The organism is Actinobacillus seminis, assembly GCF_002263215.1.
In the GTDB taxonomy this organism is placed as follows: Bacteria; Pseudomonadota; Gammaproteobacteria; order Enterobacterales; family Pasteurellaceae; genus Actinobacillus_B; species Actinobacillus_B seminis.
The window spans coordinates 79,630-97,793 of record NZ_NLFK01000009.1 but is presented as its reverse complement, the minus strand read 5'-3'; the positions used below and the strand labels follow the sequence as shown (position 1 = coordinate 97,793).

Genomic DNA, 18,164 nt, shown 5'->3' with positions numbered 1-18,164 from the left:
TATAAGTTCGCGAATCTTTTTGCATAAAATCGAAATTTATTTTGCATAAATAATTAAACTATTATGCAAAATAAACCTCAAATTTAAACCAAATTAAAATGCCCTTTAAATCATCATTAAAGGGCATTTAAATTTTATACTTTAGAACTTGTAAACCATATTATCCTCATACTTACCTGAATAACTTGCTGATGCATTTACAACAATCCTCTTTGAGCTATCAAACGCCTGCCAATTATCCACTTTATCTTCCAGCATATAATTCACAAATCGAATAAATTCTGACTTCGTCGAACTGAAAAACACATACGGCGGGCGAGTGATATTGACCAGTCGCAAGAAATCAATCAAGTCAAAATAGGTGGCTTGTTTGTAAGTTTCTTGCTTGGTACAAAGGTAAGGCGGATCTAATACAAACAAGGCTTTCGGGTCGTTGGCATACTTTGGCAGCAAGGTATGAAATGACTCACGTACTACTTCCACACCGTCTAAATAACCGTCTGCACTCGGGTAATCGCTCAACCTTACACAATGCCAGAAATCTTTGCGGTAGAGTTCTTCAAGTGAACCAACTTGCTGACCACTGAACAGCAACCAACTCGCCAAGCAGTTTAAGTTTTTATAACCTTGAAATTCATCAATGATTTTGATGACTTCTGCCTTTAATACCTTTGGTAAACGCTTATTTTTTTGCGTAGCGTTATCAAGTTTGGCGAGGATTTGTGCGCGTAAGACGTTTGTGTCATCGATATTTTCCAATCTTTCCGCATAACCATCAAAATCGTTGTAGATTACACGAGCTTTCGGCTTTAATCGTTTGGCAGTGTGGCTGAGTAAACCGCTACCGCCAAAGGTATCAATAATCGTCCAACCTTCACCATCGCCTTCGATGTTTTCGTTGAGAATGGTCTCAAAATGTTTCAAAAACATTCGTTTTTGCCCCACAAAAGGTAGCGGAGCCTGTTTAAATTGTACTAAACTTTTGCTTGCTTGCTTGCTTGCTTGCTTGCTTGCTTGCTTGCTTGCTTGCTTGCTTGCTTGCTTGCTTGCTTGCTTGCTTGCTTGCTTGCTTGCTTAGCAAGATTGTCTGAGTTTTGTTTTCTGTTTCAACCATTAAAACTTTCCTTTATTAAACATTGCTGCAAGCTGATTCGGGCTAAACCGCCAACCTTCTTCACTGCCAAAAATCGCATTAAAGCACCATTCACTACAAAAATACTTACTGCGTTTTTGCTTAATCCCCAGCACCACACCTAACGCGCCCCACCAGTCGTATTTTTTGCCGGAAGTGCGGTTAAAATAGGCTTTGATTTGTTCTTCGCTGATATTTTCCAGCAGTACTAAATCCCATTTTTCACAGTCACTCACATCAATTTGCTTGCACCGCACGCCGCCGTCTTGCACGCTGGACGAGTAGCAATCGAACACGGTTTGATGTTCATAATGATGCCCGTTGGTAAATTCGATGCGTTCCACGGCGATTTCACAGTGGGAGTATTTGCCCTTGGTGAAAAAGCGGGTAGCACGGTCGGCAAGGGCTTTGAATGGCTCTTTGCGCCAATCGCGTTTGTGTTTGTAGAATGCCAAATAAATATTAGCCATTTTGGTATGCCTCCATTAATTTATCCATTTGCTTGATAATGTCGTCATAAATTGACTGCATTTGCTCAAGTGTGAGATTCGTATGCTTGAGTTCATACTTGCGCATGCGCTGATTCGCCAATTCAACTTGCAATTTTTCTAACCCAGCTGCTTGCACTAAAATCAAGTCCGTTGCTGCTTTGTTATCTAAACCGGCACGTTGTGCAAAATCTGTGATATAACGGCTACATTCGCCTTCATAACCAGCTGATTTATAAGATTCTGCTGCTGATTGGCGTTCGCGATATTCGCTCTCAAAACGAGTCCATTGGCTGTAAATCGCTGCTGCGTGTTCATCAATTTTTGAAATAAATCTAGCCTGATTTTCAACGAAAAGTGCGGCTTGTATCTCAGCTGAAATTTCCCAAGTGAGCGTATCAAGATTGAGTTTGTGTGCTGCGCTCGGCTGCGGGTTAATAAGTACCGGCTCGCCTTGCCGGTTGCTGATAATTTGTTTACCTTGAGCTTGTCCGTTTAAAAGATCGAGGTATTTTTCTTCACTGATTTCTACCGCACTTTTCGGCACATAACCGCCGTCAGTGTCATCATAAAAGCCGTCTTTGTAATAGATTGTCATTATTTCCATCTCCCGATTGCGGTAATATGAAACGTCATTTCGGATATGAACACCTTGCTATTTTGATAATTGAATTGGCATTGTTTGTTATTGTTATCGATAGTTAATCCAACGCTGCCATCATTAGCTTCTTGCACGCCACTGCCTAAACGCTTCGTTTTATCATTTGTTGCAAGCCCATTTTTACTATCGTCAAAATAAGGGTGTGATAATTGAGGCATCACATTCACTGTGGGCATCTCAATAAAAGCGACAGGATAGACCAACGTCACAAAATCTTGATAGTCATTATAATTGCGGTTATATTCCGTGCTGCCACGTCGATGTAAGCAAGTTTGAATCATGGTGCCATCAGCATATTTTCTGACTTCAAAGCCACCAATTTTTTGATAAGTAAATGCTGAATTAATCACGCGATGGGTTGCTGCTGAAAAATCCGTAATCTGACTTGCTGTGTGCGTATGCCGACGGTCGGCTTTATCCTGTAAATCCTGCGCTATACGTCCGGCGTCCAACACACCGGCATTTTGCACCTCGCCAAAGGCTTTTATCCAAAAAATGACATCATCAAAGGTGTTTTTCGCTTTAATGCACAACTTAAATGCAATGGCTTTGGGGCGGGTTTCTTCTTCGCCTTTATAAGTCAAGATATTATATTCACTATTATGCGCGCCACCACGTTCAGCATAATGAAACACTCCCGCGTTTCTTCCTAACGTGCTACTATCCGGCACTTGAATTTCGTGGGTTTTGATGGCGTCATTTTGCAATGTCCCCACAGCAAGCCCCGCACCCGCATTACGAATAAAACGGTTCCCCGCCTCCGGCAGTTTTCCGTTAGCGCCATATTTATTGCCTAAATAACGATAAAGTTCCGGATATTGCGCCTGTGTCACGCTTTCTCCGTCGCAAGGCAACCACCCCGCGGGAATATTGTCGTGCGGAAAATACGCAAGCATGCCCACATCTGAACGCTGTAAATTCGGCAGTGTATTTTTATTACCCAAAGCGCGGTATAAATCCGGGTAGGTGTGTCGATTAAAAATGGTGCCATCACATTTTAAAAATCCTGTTGGGGTCACGCCTTTGGCAAACCCCAATACCGCACCGGTTGGCAAGCCTTTCTTCTCCGCTTCTACCGCGCGGTCATAGGCAATTTTCACCCCGCCGACACTGGCGGGAATATCGCGCGCGGAATTGGTTACCGAATCGGATAAATTTTTACTGGTTAACATCGTGTTCCAACTTGTCCAGCGCTGCCCGTCGTCTTTATAACGCACTTTCATATCGCTGTCGTTGTAGATAATGAATTGTGTTTTTTGATCGCCCACATCAAACTGCCACGCTTGCGCGTCAAAATAGCCATAGGTATTATCCGGTTGGTTCGCAGCGCGTTCATTAATACGGAAAAACAAGGTACCGCTAGGGATGGTATCCATGTCCATATAGGTTTTATCCGTGGTAAATATCGGGTTTGCCACCGGCGCTTTCACCTCCGCTGTCCGCTGCGCTTTATCTGCGGCAGTCTGTGCTTTATCTGCCGCGGTTTGCGCCTCAACGCCTTTATCATAAGCGGTCTTAACCGCTTTTGGTGTTGCTACGCCATTTTCATCGTTACTGGTTACAGATGATGATCTGCTTTTTAATGGTATATAGTTATTCATCGCAAGGCGTAAAGCGGCAATGCCTTGTGCTAATACTTTCCCCGCTTTAGCTGTTAATCCTAGTTCTTCACTATCCAACCCCGTGTCGCTAGTCAATTGCACCTCGCCTTTTTGCGTTGTAGAGGTTTTTTTGCGGTTGTCATCAATAATTTTGACAATTGCTTCATAGAGTTGAGTTTGCTTATTTTCTACAGGTATAAAACCTGCTTTTTCCAACACATAATGCGCCTCAGCTTGCACGTCTCGCACACGGTCTTGCACGTCGTTCAACCACATGTCTGTCACACGTGTTCCTTGCTCGCCAGTTGCTGGATTGCCAGCGTGAAAGCGCTTGTCGGCGGAATTAATTTCAGGTAATAAAGTTTTCATTTATCGTTTATCTCTCTATTGATACGCAAAATAGCAGTAGGTATGGGCGGGTTTTAAATCGCGGAAGAACTCCTCAATAATCGGGTCACCAAACTCAACCAAGTGATCACCGGCAAATGAACTACCTGCGCGGAAATAAAAAATATTGTCATCACCGTTTAAGATCGTTACCCGCCACATAAAAATCAAGTTATCGCGAGCTTCATTGCGAAATTGAGCCAAATCTCCCGTCGTTGGCAAATCATTCGCAAGGGGAGAAAACTCTTTAATTTCGATGCGATATCCAATACTTTCCGCAATCCGTTTAAAATAAGGGATCGATAAGCCCCCAATTGCATTTAACTTGGCAATGACACGTTTTACTCGTGCTTGATAGTTATTGGTATAATCTGTTTTTATGCCGCATAAACGTTCCCAATCGGACAACATAGTATTGGAGGTGGCAGGTTCAATAATTTGCAATAAATCCACCGCACTTTTTTGTAATCGGTCAAATACATGACCATCCACCTCACACTGCGCTATAAAACGTTCACCATTAACATCATACGAAATAGGCGGATAAAGTTTTGCTAACACCTTTTTGTGGTCAGTTTGCATCATGCCATCTCCGTAATGGTGATTTGACCTAACCGAAACCACTCAATTTTTGTACGCACATCTGCTTTTAGATTAGTGATAGGTGCCGTAAACTTACGGTCAACGACACCTACTAAGTTATTCACTACAGCTTCACATTGCGACACAATCAAATCATCTCCGGGGATTAACGTATTAAAATAATCCGCAAGTGCAGTGGAAATAGCAGCCTTAATTTCGGGTAAGGTCACCCCACTGATTTTCACCTGAATATTAAAATTGACTTTTGTTACATCAGGTTTCACCACTTTGCTTTCTCGCGCGGTTACTGGGCGCACATCATCAATATATTCTTGGCAGAGACGTATTGTTTCATCGCTTGGTACATCGTTATTTGATGTGATCGCAATATCTACCGTACCAAGCCCACGACGCAACGGGTAAACATAAGCAGCATCCACACCATCCACCGATAACGCCCATGTACGATAGTCATAACGATTGCCCCCTGCAGGGGGTCGGCGAATAATCTCAAGCAAACGTTCGAGCAAAGACGCATCGCTTTCTGCATCCGTTGCACCAATCACCTCATTTAGCACCACATCGGATTGCACGCCTACAGGTGCTGCCATAAAACTCGCTTTCGTCGAGGTTTTAATATTTTGGCTTGCACCCGTGGCAAGACTTCGCACGGCAACAACGGCAGAACCACTTGCAGAAATCACCACACTTTCGGTGGTTTCATAAAATCGGTTATCGTCTGTTTTAATTTGTAATCCAGTTTTAATCACCGCATCAGGGGTACCTGTCACTGTTGCACCGCGCCCACTGGCATAAGTCGCATTACGACGGCGAATACCACGCAAACCCGCATGTTTTTCAAGAAAATCCGTGTCGGCAGTATCGGGAAAGAATTGTTTAATAATCCATTTTTGATGGGCATAAATACCTTCCGCTACGGCAGCAAGGCTACTGGCACGTGCATAATAGTCACTATCTATGCTCACATCAGCACTCGGCTCTAATGACTGCACATCGCGCAAAATCGCTTGGCGAATATCTTCTAAACTCGGCACAATAAACATGGTTTAAACCCTTTTTAAATGACTTTTACCGGGTGTTTAAAATGATAGGTTTCGCCCCGGTTATCTCGGATGGATATATCTAAAATCAATACACCGTTATGTGGCTGGGTATGATTGACCATAATTTCGTCCGCACGTCCATCATCAATCAAGGGTTGCAAGGCTTCTTCGGCATATTGTTGTGCAATTAAACCTATGTGCGACAAATCTTTTTCGCGCGGAATAAGATGGAGCAGAGAGCCTACACGCCCATCTGCCCACCAAGAGCCTAATGGTGTGGTCAATCTGATATACGCTGCATTGGCAAGCGTACTGATTTGTTTACTTGTATAGTCCCCGGTAAGCGGGCTGATTTCTCTGTCCATATTGACAGGATAAGATAAGAGGTAAAAAGAAAGGAGATGCAGGGTTTCAGCATCTCCTTTAAGGTTAGATTATTCAGGTTTACTGGTTTTTCCTCCGCTATCGCCAGTATGTTTGTGGTTCTTTAACGAAATTGTACCAGCTTCCACATCGCCGTCGGTCGTAAAGCTACCGCCACGTTGTTCTACATTACCAGTAAAGCTCGCACCACTGCCACCTTGCACAGCCATGCCGCCGTTACCGTTAATTTGCCCTTGGGCAGTAAAGACCTGATCGGTTTCAACCAGTGGACTTGATATATCCACTTTTGTTGCAGCGTTAATCTTTAACACATCACAATCAATCTCAATCAATCGCCCCTTTTTTAATACAATGCTAGAGCCACTTTCATCGTAAACCGCGACTTCGCCACCTTGCAGATTTTTCAAGCGGAAAGATCCATTCTCGGTTGCAATCACAATACCGTGGGTAGTTTGTCCGCCAATAGGTAAAATCACTGCTTGCGTATTTGATGGAGGCACAGAGGTGAAACCAAACTGCTGCATCAACTCCACATCTTGCAAGGTTTCATCCGCAAGCCCTGAAGCCTGAACTTTTTGAATATTGTCCGCACTTTTCACTAAGTGCAGCACACCGCGAAAGGCTTGACGGATTTCGTCCACCGCACCTTGCGCCTTTTGTTGAATGGCTTGGCTTAATCGTCTCATTTTGTCCAACCACCTTGTCCGTTTGTCGAAATCAAATCGCCTTGATTCTTTTTCTTACCTTTTTTACCCTTACGTTTACGTGCTTTTTCCGCTTTTGCGCTGTAAGCGTCTGGTGTCCAAATGCCGTCTTGTTTAAAGCGTAATTCCGTTTGTGTGCCACCGTTTCGGCTCAACGTAAAACGTCGCCCCATTAAAAAGAAAATGGCATCAATATCATATTCCTCGCAAATTACATGTACACGTTGCCCTGGTTGCCATAATGTGCCGTCTTGCATTTTGTGATCGGGCACAACGATAGTAAAGGTAAAACCTTCCAGCACACTGTCCGCAATGTATTTTTTCGCCCATTTTTGCAAGGCTTCCAAGTTATCCACATCAGATACCACCACAGTTTTCGGCTTGTAGGTAGTCATTTCAGGATCGTTATAAACCCATTTCAGATCGTTTTTGTTATCTTGTCCTTGCTTGCCGTGGCTTTGTGCAAGAAAAGTGACTTCGCTAAAACGATTTGACACATCAAACGTTAAATCCGCCTGCTCAAAGTTGTTTCGCTTGCCGTCTTTCATACAACACAAGGTGGCCACAGGTGGCGTGCTGTAATCCGCACCGCCCACAATCAGCTCTCCATTTGGCTCAAACCACAAGTGCAAGCCTGCCGAGTTCGCACAACGCATTGCCGCATTCCAAGCTGTTTCGCCCACATCAATATCGACTTTATCTAATGTTGGGTTATTTTCCGCACGCAATGCCACTTTTTTAATACCAAGTGGTTCAACAATTTTTTTCACCGCATCCAACACAGTCAAGCCTTTTACATTGGTGATTGGTGCAGAGCAATCCACAAGGATACTCGCACGGTCTCGCCCATTGAGGCTATAAGTGCGGTTAGTTTTACTAATAGTATGCTGTGTCGTATCCACGATGCCTGTCATTACCAGCTCGCCATTAATACGCACTTTCACTTCTGCTCCCGAAAAGTCAGGTAAAACCGTACTGTTTGAAGGCACGCCCAAATCAAATTTAAAGGCGTCGGCAGGAATTAAAAAGTCACTATCAATATCATAACTTTTCCAGCTATTGTGGGCTTTACCGTCCACTTCCACCGTAACATCATTTTCATAAGGGTAATTATTTGACATAGCTGTTTAACCACTCCCCACGCTCAACAAAATTCGGATAACGGATCTGCGGATTCAGCCTTAATAATTCATCAGCACGTTTGTAATCCTGATAAAATGCATGTGCAATTTGTTGCACAGTACCGCTAAATGGCACCTCACGCACCATTAAAGGCGGTTTACGATTAATTGCCGCAAGGGCAAGTTGAGTAAACTTATGCACTTTATTGCGTAATTGCTCTGCTGTATTATGCGCAGCCGTATAAAAACTCGTATTAGGTGTGCTTAATACCGTGATATTTTCACCACGATGTTCGTCGTCCACTTGTTTGCGTAACAATTGTAAATTATCCATAATTTGTGACCGCACTTGAGTCGTGATGTAATCAATATCCTGTGGCAATAAATCATCGTCCTCTACCAATTCAGTGGCAATACGCAACAAAGCAACGCTAGAGGCTAACTGCATCATTAAATGCACAGATTCAGTATCATCCTTACTAAAAGAGGTCGTTAATGATTTCAATGCTGCTTGTTCTTTGGCAGATTTAATATTCTTACCACTCACCAAATCAGCAGGAATATGCTTAATTTGACGTATTGTGCGGAGTACCTCATCAAATTTTGCTCGGGTAGTTAAGTCCTTGCGCGCAGCAATTTGGCGCAATCCAGAATCAATCATCGTCACCAAATCACGCACAGCACGGTTAGATTTTGCTTTAAAGTTATCTTGTGTCACGACAGGCGACACACCATACTTCGTTTTATCAAAATCAAATAACCCGCGTACTTGCTCAAAACAGCCAAATAATGCGCCATAAATACCCAACAAACGTGATTTTGTATTAGCAGCAAAGGCAACAATCTCCATAAATTCGCCATACAATGCCATCACATCATCAACAAAATTTTCTAATTCAGTCAGTAAGGCATCTATTTTTGCCAATAGGGAATAATTAAAGACAAAAATCGGTTTAGCTGGCGTAGATTCGATAAAAGTCAAATCTAACGCCACATAATCAATCATCTCCGCTTCGTGGTGAAAACTCGCCCCAGTGCAAATCATATTTTGCAAACGCCCACGAATCGGATGCACTAATGTTGCCACCCCTGATTTTTGTAGCACGCTTAAAAACTGCTTAAAGTCCGTGTAATAGCCTGGCCCATAAAATACGGCTTGCATACGCACGGTTAATGGATTTAATCCCAAATCTTCCACATCTGCGCCATTAACGAAAGGATAAGCATGCTCAATGGTTGAGCGATAGACATCATCATCCACTGAAAGCACATCGAAACGCACACCGCGAAAACTTGCACGTTGTACAGGCATTGTCCAACCCATAGTTACCCCCGTTTTAAGTCTTGATATTGATACTGAGACGTTTGTTCAGCCACAATCCGTCCGTCTAAATCCACCTTGATTTCGTTTTGAATCGTGAAATTTTGGCTTTCAATGGCAGTTTTTAATCCGTCGCTAATGGTTTGCCCAAAATGCTGAAAGTCTGCTTGATAGTTAGCCAAGCTAGATAGATCTCCCAGTGTGCGACTTAAAGCGGAGTCGGTGTCATTAGCCGCTATAGCTAAGCCTGAATAGCCTTTCCCCTGATTGCGAATTTCCGCAATTTTCACCGCACTTTGGCGCTTGCGCTCATCATATTGGGCTTGCGTGAGTGTGCCTCGCTCAAGGCGTAAAGCGGCAACTTCATCTTTACGTGCAATTTCAGCTACTTCGCCCGAGCGAGAAGCCGTCCCCCAGACTGAATTTTTGTTATAACCGCCTACCTGCGGATTGTATTGAAATGTTGTCGGTTTATTACCACCGTAAGCATTGGCATAAAATTGGTTTTCAAGCTGTTTTTCTTGAGCAGTTTTCGCCTCAGCTTTTTCTTCAGTCTTCGCTTCTTCTGTTGTACGTTGTTCTCCAGCAATCATTAAACCACCTACAACTATTGCCGCACCTGTTGCGGTAGCGACTTTTCCGCCTATATTGAGTAATTTGCCAGCTCCATTCGCAATCGCTGATGTTGTTGCTGCGCCTTGGGTCACTTTACCTAAAGCACCGCCCCCCATTTTTCCCCCCGTTAATAAATCAACTAGAGAAAACCCGGCAAGTACTGCACTAAAGATTTGTAACGCGTCTGTTGCTCCAACAACGGCTTTGGTTAAATTTGGAAATTCTTCCATAGTTTCACTTAACCAGTCTGTGGCATTTCCTAATCTATCATTTGCGCCATTCCAGTTTTCAATCGCCGCCATTTCCTGCTTGTTATGCGCAATTTGAAATTTCACCGCATTTTGCTGACGCATAAAATCAAAATCTTCTTTGTTGAAGTTGCCTTTTTCAGCAATGGCATATTGCTCATCTACATTTTGAGCCGTATTTTTATCACGGCGCATCGCAAACATAGCTGTACCTGCTTGAATATCTGGCATCACTTCAGCAAGTTTTGTGGTTTCCACATATTTCGCTATACGCTCTGCAATAACCTGAGCTTCTTTATCGTCTTTTGCGTGATTAAGTTTTTTTAGTAGTTTTTGATACGTTCTATCGCTTGCAAGCACCTGATCAATTATGCTCATAAAGGCTTCAATCGCATTTTTGCCTATTTTCATTTCGTTGGTCATGGATTTTTCAAAATCAATGCCATGGGTTTTCTTGGTTTTGGGATCATAAACTTCTAATTTTTCAAATTTTTTTGCTGTATCACTAGAACGCAGTTTTGAAAAGAAATTAACTAAGTTAGTTGAGGTTTGTCCTGTACCGCCTGAAACCTTATAAACTTGTTGCGCACCTTTAAACACCTGTTTTAAATCTTCCAATCCCCCCAAGCCAGCATTGCCTGCGGTTGAAAGAAATTCAGGGGCATAACGCGCCATATCTTTTAATTCAAAACCGCCCGCTTTACCCGACGCACTGGCATAATCAAGAGCTTGTTGAATATCATCAACTTTAATGCCAAAATTCAGCAATGAATTGACTAATGCAGAAATATCATCAGTGCTTGCCCCAGTTGCAGTAGCGTTCATTTGAATTGTTGGCAAAAGTTTTAATGCGTCCTCAACCGAAACATTGCCTTCACCAATTAAACGTCCAACAGCCCCTAATGCATCTTCTTTTGTGCCGCCATAATTTAGTGACGCTTTAATTGCGCCATGGATTTTTTCTTTACCTTTTGTCTTTTCTTCTATGCTTGCCCCTGAATAAGCTGTATTTGCAATTTTTGCCACTTCAAGATCATAATCTGCCGCCTTTCTAATTTTGGGCACAGCAACCGCTGCACCAGCAGCAACACCTACCGTTGCACCCGCAATATTTCGCCCGATATTGCCTAATCGTTGCCCCCACGTGGTTTTCCCCATTTCCGCATTAAGCCCAGCAATTTTTGAGCGCGTCGCTTCAGCCGCACGCGCTAATTCGCGACTAGTGGCTGTACCACTACGTTTCAATCGGTTATAAGCGGCAATGGTATGATTAATTTCTTGTTGGATTTTATGTTCACTTCGCACGCCCAACGTTTCGCGTGCACTTGCCATTGCTTTTGTGCTTTGCTTAATCTGCGATTGTGCCCGCTGAAAAACTCGGCTTGCTTGGTCTCGTGCTTTTAGCGTCAACGCTAAATTCAAGTCAGCCATTTTTAAACCCTCTTTAAACTCATTTTAAATCCACAAAAAAAGGGGCTTACGCCCCCTTAGTTTTACGACGCATAAGGTTGTAATGCACCGTGTTGCCATTTTCTGACTGAGTTTTAATACCTTGCGAATGTTGCCAACTTGCCACCCACGCAGCAACTTCAGCGTGACACATTGCTCGTACTTCTTCAGCAGTAAACCCAAATTTAGCCAATAAAATAACCGCACTTCGGTAATTCTTCTCGGCATCAAACACACCGTAATGTTGTTTTATTCGGTTTCGGCTTTGCTCGGGTTTTCACCAGCGTCGATGTGCTTTTTTCGCAGTTCTGCGATAGCTTGCGTAATCAGCACATAATCATCCGTGGCAAGGTTATCCAGTAAAAACTTTGGCGTGAGCTTATATTGCGCAATACCGATAATATCAAGCTGTTCAGATAAATAAGCCAAGTCCACGAGCATTTGCTCTGCTCTCGTGAGGTTTTCTTTCTCATCTAAACCAAGCTTGGCGACTTTCTCAAGGGCAGCACATTCACCACCCAAGGTTAGTAATCGCACGTCAAAGTCAAAATAACGATGATCACCGTAAGGAATACCAAGCAATAAACGCATTATTCTTTCACCTCTTTAAGTGCATTCATCTGGATATCAATAACGGCTTCGTTATCTACCGTGTATTTCTCGCCTACTTGGGTAGTAAAGCAGCCAAGGTAGGACGTACGCTTATCTTCTTGATTAAGCGGATATACCGTGATTTTCGCATCACTGATACCCGCCCAATCAATTTCCGAACCATCCACTGGCATTGCTGCCGTCAATGATAATTCCCAAGTCGCAATGCCTTTGGCAAAACCACGTGCACGCCCTTCAGAGTTCATGGTTTTGACTAATTTACGCCCGGTTTGTTTTGTCACGTTTAAATCGGTGATTTCAATTTCCGTGCCGTCCACTTCAAGCACGGCCGAACCTGCATATTTTTCCATTTACGCCCCCTATAAAATTAAATCAATTCGGTTAGCTACGATGTGCAAGCCATTTACCACATCAGCTGGGATTGCCGTATCTAAACGATTTGGATCTTGGCCATTGCGCACCACAAGCAATTTACCCTTGTTCGCATCCACATTTTCTAAAATCTCTTGTTGCTCTAAACGATAGAGCACATCAAGGATTTCTGACCGCACTTTTGGCGGGGTACGATTAGATAATTTCGCACGAGGAAAACGTAACTCAATACGCTGTTCAATGGCTTTACGCGTATAATCAAGTGTACGAATTGTGGTTAAATCTAACCATGCTGGATCATCTACATTCGCCGGTGACTTAGTATAAGTCGTAATTGCACGCATAATTTGCACACAATTATTTACCACTGTAATAGGGGTTAAACCGTGGAATAACGCCTGATTGACTTCGGTTTTTAACGGTGTTTGAGTGGCATCAACAGGGGTTAAACCTTTAATCTCAAGCGTATTTAACGGTTTAGCTGGGTCTTCTTCGCCTGCAATAACCGCCCCATATCCCGCAGCGATTAAGGCATTAGATTCCACCGCCCCTTTATACCAACCCACTGTAATGCGATTTGCATTGATCTTTTCGGTATAAGTAGTACCGCTTGCCAACGTGCCATTAAAACCTAATACGCCAACACCCGGTTTTTTCTCAACAGGACTTGCTACCGATTCTAAATGTTCGCGCAAGGCTTTCGCATTTTTATCATCCGCAAAAGGGGAGATAATCACGTGATAGTGCTGACCAGCTACAGATGCTAATGCCGCCGCTAAATCGGCATTTTCGGCACCATTTGCAAGAGCAGAAACATTCACTGCCATATCATTTACGCTTAATGTGGCGTTGACACTAATCTCATTGCCAATTTCGCCTTTACATTTCGCAGTAAGCGTAACAGTACCTTCATTGACTGTTGCAATGACAGGACAATATTCCCCCGCATTAATCACTGCATTTAAACGGGCGGCAATGTTGGCGGCCGTTTCCGATTTAGCGATTGCCACCGCATAATCAAGACCACCAATGATAACTTTAAGCACCCCTGCATTGCTTGCAGTGCCTGTTAGCGTAATGGTGCCAGTTGCCGCCACACCTGAATCACTCTCTTTTAAACCAATCACCGTTAAACGAATCATGGCATTATTTTGGATAGCAATACGCGCCATTAAATGAGCCCAAGACCCAGCACCAAATGTATTTTTTGCATCTACATCCGAATAAATTGGTGTCGGTGCGCTAAATGCTTTTGTTGCATTTAACATCGGTGCCACAATTAAGACGTTTTGCTCATTTGTTGGCAAAGTACTCACTGCATTGCGTGAGTTGTATTCTGTATAAACACCCGGTTTACGAAGACTCGTCGGGATATTATCAAAATCAATATTCGTTTCAGCCATTGTCTTTCTCCTGTTTTTTGCGTGAACGTGTTTCTGTGATTGCAATCAAATCGCCATCATTAATACGGCGCTGATAATAAATCGACAGCTCTACCTCTACCGGTATTTGTTCAATATAGGTATAAGGCTGATGTTCCATCGGCACCTTAATGCCTATTGCTGCTTTCACTTTCATCTATCGTCTCCAATCAGTGGTAGATTCAAATAAGCGTTGTTTTAATAGATAGCCTTCAAGCTCCCAGATTTTGTTTAAGGCACGTTCAAAAGCTATTTTTTTGCCTGTCTCCTGATCGTAATTGCTAATATCAAGACACGCGCTTTCACCAGTTACAAAAAAGCCATTTTTTAATGTGAGGATACAAAGCGTTAAAGTGCCCTTGAAAACATATTCCTCTTGGGCAATTACGCCTTTGATTTCATCAATAGTAAGTTTATTTTTCATCTACTGTCTCCACCTCAAACGGCACTTTGGCACCGCTTATTGGGTCATAAATGTTGTTACCAATACGTTCTAACATCGGCTCTGGTGGCGATAGCTCACCATGATAATGCGTAAACAGATAATCAGGATTTTGGCTATCCTGTGTCATTTCAGGATAACGGCCATCTTCTAACGGACTCAAATCGTCATAGACTGCGTCATACTCAATCGCATAAGCCGTTATCGCCCCACCTTTAAAAGTGGCATTATTAAAAAGCGTGCGCACCCTTGTCGGTTTCAATGGCTTGACTAATTGCCCCAAGGTTTGTGCATCTAACAAACGGCGTACTGCTGTAATCAACTGATTAACGCCCACCTCTCGTTTATCCACTCCGCCTTGTCGTGCCGCAATATTGCTACGCAAGCTATTTACTGCTACGATAATGACAAAGTTTGCTGTGGATTGATGTCGTTTCAAATTGGTGCCCATACGTTCGATACGTGCGCCCCCAAAAGTGACTAAACACATCGGCAAACGTGATGTCCCAAGACTTTCATCATCTAATTCACCACCGTAGCTTTTAACGGTATTGACTAAACGCCCTAAGCCACGCTGTAGGCGTTCTACAAGAGCATTTTCAATTTGAGTGATCACGCGCAAAAATCCTGTTTTTCGGATTAGTAAAAATCACGCCATTGTCGTGTTCGTTGGCATCATTATTCTCTGTAGGTGGCAACCCGAGTGAAATCTTACCCACACTGATATCCTCAAGTTCTTTTAAACTTAATTTATAACGTGTAATGATTTCTTCTGTAATCGTCACATGAGACATACTCGCTAAACGATAACGAGCCAAATCACAACAAAGTCGCACTAAGTTTTGTGGCACACTCACAAGAGGGAGGGTATAACGTGCTGCTAAATAACCATCAATTTGGCTTGAGCTATCAGACAATGCAACATCAAGCAAATTGTCATTAACTTGCCCAGTCAAATCACGGTCGGTCAGTTCAATGGCTTGCACTTCCCCTACGCGTAACACAAAATCTTCTGCACTGGCGTAATGCATCACTCATCCTTATTTATCGCAGATGGGAATAAGTTCCAACCATGGGTCTTCAGCAAGCATAATGACTTGCTCACCCGTCAAGTTTTCAACTGGAATTTCCACCGCACTTTCTTTGTTAAAACGATAACCACAGCGACCATAAGAGGCTTGCGGATGAATTGCACGTAACGTCACCGCATAGGCAATAGGGTTAATTACCTCACCGCCTTCTACCAAAACATCAGATGTGTTTTCTGCAGTTTCATCTTGCGTCTCAGCTTTTACTTCATCTTGCGTCTCAGCTTTTACTTCATCTTGCTGTTCGCTGTCTTGTTGTTCCTTTGCCATTTTTGCTCCTAAAGGGCGATTGCTCACCCTTATTGATGGTTATTCCGCAATGATTTGTGGAGACACAATCACTTTCAAACGACCTTTTAAGATATTAGTCGTGCCGTTAATTAATTCACCTTCGCAGATTTGACGTGCTTTGAATTCAAGTGCAGGTGGCACTAAAATCACATTTGGGCGAATGTTCAATAACTTGCCACCGTCACCTTTTAAGGATTGCATTTTGGCAATGACATCCATGATGTTTTCCGCAGTAAGTTCAGTTTTCTCTACGCAATGCGCTAACTGCCAGAAACCAAAACCAGCCGCACCACGTGCACGCACACCCCATTCGTAAATATCTTCGTTAAATACGGTGTCAGACTTGGAAGGATCAAATTTCGTTTCAATTTCTGGCGCAGTGCGTTCTTGCCAAATTAACGGTTTAATCGCATTGGTGGTGTCGAAAAGATAGAATGTTGGTGCACCATCTTTTGTGCCAGTCGTTAAGTTACTTTGCTCTTTGCTTGAGCCTGTACCGTCCACGTTGTCAAAAACAGGGTGGTCAGTGTCAAAGTAATTTTGGCCGTCATAACAAAGCGTGGTTTTACCTGCTTTTAACAAACCAAACACCAAATCATCAGGCAATTCAGCCGCGCTTTGTGCAGCCTGTTGCACCATTGGACGGAATAAACCTACTTGGTCATCTTCGATATCGGTACGTGGGATACCCACCGTACTTTCGTAAAGTTTGTTTTCAATGCTGGTGCCTTGTGCTTGCATTGCTTTACGCTGACGTTTATTTACCCATTCCACCATTTTCGGGAACTGGCCTAAGAAACCATAGGTGTTCACTTTGGTGTTAGAGGATACCTTCATTGCAATTAAGTCCCACTGCGGTTTAATTAAACCTAAACCTGCAGCAAAATCTTTTTTAAACTGGGTTTCAATTGCCTTTAAAACTTCTGACTTTTTAAAGCTCATTATTTTTGCTCCTTATGTTCTGCCATAAATTCCGCTTCAGTCATACCAAGCGCACGTGCTGCCGCTTGTTCAGCCGCACTTAACGCCGCCACTTTTTGCTCTGGGTCGCCTTTTGCTTGTGGCTCACCACTTAATGCGGCCATTGCAGGTGCTTTTTCTAAGTAAGCACTTAATGCCTCAACAGATAAACTTTGCGCCCAATCTTTTAATGCAGGAGCCAGTTTGCCTTGCGATAATGCCGCTGTGATTAATGCCTCTTTCTTGTCCACTTCTACAGATGTTTTAAGCGTATTAAAATCAGCCTGCAATGCAACCACCTGATCGACTGGCACGAATTTAGCTGGATCAGGGTTGCCCACTTGTGTGGATAACGCTGCCACTGATTGTTCTTTTTCAGCTAATTTTGCGTAAACATCTAACACGTCCACAGGGCTATCGCCTTTAGCTGCCGAAAGTGCGGTCACTTTCTCCGTAATATCAGCTTCACTTGCATCTGCTTTTAAAGCAAACAGTGCGCATAATGCTGCCAATAATTTTTTATCCATTGGATTGTCCTCTTGTAACAAATTCACGCTGGCTGCCACCATTGCTTCCTCCATGCCATCTAAAGCAGGAGTATTGGTTAATGCAGCATGAAAGATCTTGCGAACATAGCCGTCTGTGTCGTAAGCAAACACAGCCGAGATATAACGATATTCGCCATTTTTGATATAGTCCGCGGCTTTATCAGTCCAACGCACATCAGCAAAAATCCCTTGTGGGGTAAAATAGAAATATTCCATCCAGCCCGCACTCGGTGCTTCTTTGCCGTTTTTTAGGGAGTGAATAATTTGGTGTTCATAGTCAATAGGAAGGGGATTGCGTTGATTATTTGCCAACGCCACCACATCCGCGCCATTTGTATCTGTTACATACCATGCCTCCACATCGGTTGGTCTGCCGTCTGTGGCGCGAAATTTGCCATAAGGTAAAAGTTGGATACGACCATACTTCGCCTTGTCAATTTCAAAACTACAAGCGGCAACTGTTAATTTCATCTGAAACCATCCTTAAAAACTCAATCTAGGATGGCAGAATATCGAATTGAATGAGATAACAAGAGATGACTGGCTTCAGCGCAACCAAATAATTTGAAATGTTAGACAATGAGGAACAAGGCCTCACATTAAAGACGTGAAAGATTGAATGATTGAAAACAACCTAAACCCATTTTAAAACGCTTTAAAACCGTTTTAAATT

23 protein-coding genes are annotated in these 18,164 nt (G+C 43.1%); all 23 read right to left on the bottom strand.

The window, feature by feature from the left end:
• Nucleotides 1–141 precede the first annotated feature (141 nt).
• Entirely contained in the window at nucleotides 142–930 is a 789-nt protein-coding gene (locus CFY87_RS09450; protein WP_094947008.1) for a hypothetical protein, read from the bottom strand.
• A 34-nt stretch (nucleotides 931–964) separates the two neighbouring features.
• A complete protein-coding gene (locus CFY87_RS11735; protein ID WP_158216627.1) occupies nucleotides 965–1,114 on the bottom strand; it encodes a hypothetical protein in 150 nt (49 codons plus the stop codon).
• Nucleotides 1,114–1,602, bottom strand: a complete 489-nt coding sequence (locus CFY87_RS09445) for an enoyl-CoA hydratase (RefSeq protein WP_094947005.1) — start codon at nucleotides 1,600–1,602, stop codon at nucleotides 1,114–1,116. Before CFY87_RS09445 ends, CFY87_RS11735 begins: the two co-directional genes overlap by 1 nt.
• On the bottom strand, nucleotides 1,595–2,218 hold the full coding sequence (locus CFY87_RS09440) for a hypothetical protein (protein WP_094947002.1): 624 nt from the start codon (nucleotides 2,216–2,218) through the stop codon (nucleotides 1,595–1,597). Before CFY87_RS09440 ends, CFY87_RS09445 begins: the two co-directional genes overlap by 8 nt.
• Entirely contained in the window at nucleotides 2,218–4,251 is a 2,034-nt protein-coding gene (locus CFY87_RS09435) for a tail fiber protein (RefSeq protein ID WP_094946999.1), read from the bottom strand. The genes CFY87_RS09440 and CFY87_RS09435 overlap by 1 nt, the downstream gene beginning before the upstream one ends.
• 15 nt (nucleotides 4,252–4,266) lie before the next feature.
• Complete coding sequence (locus tag CFY87_RS09430) at nucleotides 4,267–4,854, bottom strand: YmfQ family protein (RefSeq protein WP_094946996.1); 588 nt, start codon at nucleotides 4,852–4,854, stop codon at nucleotides 4,267–4,269.
• Nucleotides 4,851–5,915, bottom strand: coding sequence for a baseplate J/gp47 family protein (locus CFY87_RS09425; protein WP_094946994.1), 1,065 nt, complete (start codon nucleotides 5,913–5,915; stop codon nucleotides 4,851–4,853). The genes CFY87_RS09430 and CFY87_RS09425 overlap by 4 nt, the downstream gene beginning before the upstream one ends.
• Nucleotides 5,916–5,929: 14 nt before the next feature.
• On the bottom strand, nucleotides 5,930–6,280 hold the full coding sequence (locus tag CFY87_RS09420; RefSeq protein ID WP_094946991.1) for a phage GP46 family protein: 351 nt from the start codon (nucleotides 6,278–6,280) through the stop codon (nucleotides 5,930–5,932).
• Between the two features lie 69 nt (nucleotides 6,281–6,349).
• Nucleotides 6,350–6,985 carry a phage baseplate assembly protein V gene (locus CFY87_RS09415; protein ID WP_094946988.1) on the bottom strand — a complete coding sequence of 212 codons (636 nt, stop codon included), beginning with the start codon at nucleotides 6,983–6,985 and terminating at the stop codon, nucleotides 6,350–6,352.
• Nucleotides 6,982–8,124 carry a phage baseplate assembly protein gene (locus CFY87_RS09410; protein ID WP_094946986.1) on the bottom strand — a complete coding sequence of 381 codons (1,143 nt, stop codon included), beginning with the start codon at nucleotides 8,122–8,124 and terminating at the stop codon, nucleotides 6,982–6,984. Before CFY87_RS09410 ends, CFY87_RS09415 begins: the two co-directional genes overlap by 4 nt.
• Entirely contained in the window at nucleotides 8,114–9,448 is a 1,335-nt protein-coding gene (locus CFY87_RS09405) for a DNA circularization protein (RefSeq protein WP_094946983.1), read from the bottom strand. The genes CFY87_RS09410 and CFY87_RS09405 overlap by 11 nt, the downstream gene beginning before the upstream one ends.
• A 2-nt stretch (nucleotides 9,449–9,450) precedes the next feature.
• Complete coding sequence (locus CFY87_RS09400) at nucleotides 9,451–11,739, bottom strand: phage tail tape measure protein (protein WP_094946980.1); 2,289 nt, start codon at nucleotides 11,737–11,739, stop codon at nucleotides 9,451–9,453.
• 46 nt (nucleotides 11,740–11,785) lie between these two features.
• The gene (locus CFY87_RS09395) at nucleotides 11,786–11,950 is read right to left on the bottom strand and encodes a hypothetical protein (RefSeq protein WP_236757412.1); all 165 of its coding nucleotides are present in this window, start codon (nucleotides 11,948–11,950) and stop codon (nucleotides 11,786–11,788) included.
• Nucleotides 11,951–12,006: 56 nt separating this feature from the next.
• On the bottom strand, nucleotides 12,007–12,348 hold the full coding sequence (locus CFY87_RS09390; protein WP_094946974.1) for a hypothetical protein: 342 nt from the start codon (nucleotides 12,346–12,348) through the stop codon (nucleotides 12,007–12,009).
• Nucleotides 12,348–12,719: a hypothetical protein gene (locus CFY87_RS09385; RefSeq protein ID WP_005642621.1), complete on the bottom strand. Its 372-nt coding sequence runs from the start codon at nucleotides 12,717–12,719 to the stop codon at nucleotides 12,348–12,350. Before CFY87_RS09385 ends, CFY87_RS09390 begins: the two co-directional genes overlap by 1 nt.
• Before the next feature lie 9 nt (nucleotides 12,720–12,728).
• Nucleotides 12,729–14,144, bottom strand: a complete 1,416-nt coding sequence (locus CFY87_RS09380) for a phage tail sheath subtilisin-like domain-containing protein (RefSeq protein ID WP_094946971.1) — start codon at nucleotides 14,142–14,144, stop codon at nucleotides 12,729–12,731.
• Entirely contained in the window at nucleotides 14,137–14,319 is a 183-nt protein-coding gene (locus CFY87_RS09375; protein WP_094946968.1) for a DUF2635 domain-containing protein, read from the bottom strand. Before CFY87_RS09375 ends, CFY87_RS09380 begins: the two co-directional genes overlap by 8 nt.
• Nucleotides 14,320–14,586, bottom strand: coding sequence for a Gp49 family protein (locus CFY87_RS09370; protein ID WP_005688543.1), 267 nt, complete (start codon nucleotides 14,584–14,586; stop codon nucleotides 14,320–14,322). It lies immediately after the preceding gene.
• Nucleotides 14,576–15,220 (bottom strand): DUF1834 family protein, encoded by a 645-nt coding sequence (locus CFY87_RS09365; RefSeq protein ID WP_094946965.1) that lies wholly within the window; start codon nucleotides 15,218–15,220, stop codon nucleotides 14,576–14,578. Before CFY87_RS09365 ends, CFY87_RS09370 begins: the two co-directional genes overlap by 11 nt.
• Nucleotides 15,204–15,635: a gp436 family protein gene (locus CFY87_RS09360; protein WP_005688547.1), complete on the bottom strand. Its 432-nt coding sequence runs from the start codon at nucleotides 15,633–15,635 to the stop codon at nucleotides 15,204–15,206. Before CFY87_RS09360 ends, CFY87_RS09365 begins: the two co-directional genes overlap by 17 nt.
• Before the next feature lie 9 nt (nucleotides 15,636–15,644).
• Nucleotides 15,645–15,962: a hypothetical protein gene (locus tag CFY87_RS09355; protein ID WP_094946962.1), complete on the bottom strand. Its 318-nt coding sequence runs from the start codon at nucleotides 15,960–15,962 to the stop codon at nucleotides 15,645–15,647.
• 39 nt (nucleotides 15,963–16,001) lie between these two features.
• A complete protein-coding gene (locus tag CFY87_RS09350) occupies nucleotides 16,002–16,925 on the bottom strand; it encodes a Mu-like prophage major head subunit gpT family protein (protein WP_094946959.1) in 924 nt (307 codons plus the stop codon).
• Complete coding sequence (locus tag CFY87_RS09345) at nucleotides 16,925–17,962, bottom strand: phage protease (RefSeq protein WP_094946956.1); 1,038 nt, start codon at nucleotides 17,960–17,962, stop codon at nucleotides 16,925–16,927. The genes CFY87_RS09350 and CFY87_RS09345 overlap by 1 nt, the downstream gene beginning before the upstream one ends.
• Nucleotides 17,963–18,164 lie beyond the last annotated feature (202 nt).